2 protein-coding genes are annotated in these 2,262 nt (G+C 74.0%); both read right to left on the bottom strand.

Going from position 1 to position 2,262, the window contains the following annotated elements; all coding sequences use genetic code 11:
• On the bottom strand, positions 1-944 hold a 944-nt coding region (locus G3I65_RS18730), incomplete at its 3' end, for a type III PLP-dependent enzyme (protein WP_160697257.1).
• On the bottom strand, positions 928-2,262 hold a 1,335-nt coding region (locus G3I65_RS18735; protein WP_160697258.1), incomplete at its 5' end, for a class I adenylate-forming enzyme family protein. The genes G3I65_RS18735 and G3I65_RS18730, both read right to left, overlap by 17 nt.

Raw genomic sequence — 2,262 nt, forward strand, 5'->3', positions numbered from 1 at the left:
CCGCCGAGGTGGTTGATGCCCGACTCCAGCACGACGATGTCCTTGCCGTGCGAGCGCTTGACGTCCAGCACCGCCGTGACAAGGGTGCCCGCCGTGCCGACCAGGTAACGGCCGGATTCGAACACGACTTCCGGGCCCCGCTCGCGCCAGCCCGGCAGTTCCTCGCCGAGCAGCGCTTCGAGCTCTTCCCGCAGGCCCGGCAGCTCGACCGCCGTGCCGTCCTTCGCGAACGGCGCGCCGAACCCGCCGCCGAGGTCGAGGGTCCGGAAGCGGACCCCGTGCGGTGCCAAGGCCTTCCGCAGCTTCGCGGCGGTGCCCAGCGCGCGGCGGAACTGCCCGGTCAGGTCGGCCACCTCGGTGAGGTTGGTGCCCATGTACAGGTGCAGCCCGGCCGCCTCGGCGTGCTCGCCACCGGCGAAGCGGGCGGGCTCGGCGAGGATCCAGCCGGTGTCGGCGCCGAACTGCGACGGCACCCCGGTCATCGCCAGGCCCTGGCCGGGCACCGGCTGGTCGTCGTTGACGCGCAGCAGGTAGCGGGCCCGGACCCCGGCCGCGCCGGCGAGCCGGTCGAGCTGGGTGATCGCGTGCGGGGAGTCCACGGAGAACTCCCGCACCCCGGCGCGCAGGGCCGCCGCGACCTCGGCGTCCCGCTTGGCGGGGCCGGTGTAGAGCACTTGCCCGCCGGCCCAGCCGGCGTCGAGCGCGGCCCGCAGCTCGCCGGAGGAGCAGACCTCCGGGCGCGCGCCGGCTTCGCGCAACACCGCGAGCACGTCCGGGTGCGGGTTGGCCTTGAGGGAGTACAGCAGGCCGGTGCCCCGGGGCAGGGCGCCGTCGAGCCGCCGGTGGTTGCGGCGAACCTCGGCGAGGTCGTAGACGTAGGCGGGGGTGGGCAGCCCGGTGAGTTCGCCGGGCAGTTCCGTGGCCCGCTCAGCGAGCAGCTCCACTCGACACCTCCTCGGCCATCGACGCCAAGGCCTTGCGGTCGACCTTCCCGTTGCCGGTCAAGGGAAGCGTCTCCACGCGCAGGCAGCTCGCCGGGATCTTGAACTCCTCGATCCGGGTGCGCATCCCGTCGAGCACGCCCTCGGCGGCCAGCTCGCCGGTGACGAACAGCCACGCCGGGCGGGTGTCCTTCGGCACCAGCACGGCGGCTTCCCGGACGCCGGGCACGCCGCGGGCGGCGGTCTCGACTTCCGTGGCGCTGACCCGGAACCCGCGCTCCTTGTAGATGTCGTCGCGGCGGCCGTCGAAGTAGAGGTAGCCCTCCTCGTCGAGCCTGCCGTAGTCGCCGGTGCGCAGCTCCGGGAACAACCCGTGCGCCCGCGGGAACTTCTCGGCGGTCAGCTCCGGGCGGCGCCAGTACCCGGCCATCACGTTCGGGCCGCGCACGACGATCTCGCCGATCTCGCCGGCGGGGAGCCGCTCGCCTGCCTCGTCGATGACGAAGACCTCGGTGCCGGGCAGGGCCCGGCCGCAGGCCCCGGGCCGCTCCAGGTCGCCGTCGACCGGCATGATGGTGGCCCGCTTGCACTCGGTCAGCCCGAACATCAGCTGCACCCGCAGGCTCGGAATGGCTGCGCGCAAGGATTCCAGCGTGCTGGTGGGCATCGCCGCGCCGGTGTTGGTCAGCAGCCGCAAGGCGGGTGCGGGCTTCGGGCGGCGCCGCAGCAGCGCGCTCAGCGCCTCGGCGACGGCCGGGACGGCGGGCAGCACGGTCGCACCGGAGTTCACCAGGTTGCGGACCAGCGACGGCCCGACTTCGGTGGGCGCGCCCAGCACCAGGTTCGACCCCGCCGTGGCGGAGAGGAACACCTGGTAGAGCCCGTAGTCGAAGGACAGCGGCAGCGGGCTGTAGACGACGTCGTCGCTGCGGTACTCCAGCACCGAGGCGATCGCGGCGGTGGCGAACAGCAGCTGCTGGTGGGTGCTGACCACGGCCTTGGGCAGGGACGTCGTCCCCGACGTGTAGATCAGGCACACCGGGTCGACCGGCAGCGGGGGCGCGGGTAGGTCGACGCGCCGCCCGGGGCCGGCGGTCAGCTCCTCGACCGAAGCGGCCGGGACCCCGGCGGTTTCGGCCGATCGCCGCACGTCCCCGTCGCCGGTCACCACCAGCACCGGCTCGGAGTCCGCGAGCACGTGGTCGAGGCTGGCGCCGCGGACCTGCTCGTGCAGCAGGGAAAACGCGACCCCGGCGCGGGCGGCGCCGAAGACCACGGCGGGCAGCAGCGTGCTCGCCGGGGCGTTGATCAGCAGCCGGTC

The sequence above is a fragment of the Amycolatopsis sp. SID8362 genome (genome assembly GCF_010550475.1).
Classification (GTDB): domain Bacteria; phylum Actinomycetota; class Actinomycetes; order Mycobacteriales; family Pseudonocardiaceae; genus Amycolatopsis; species Amycolatopsis eburnea.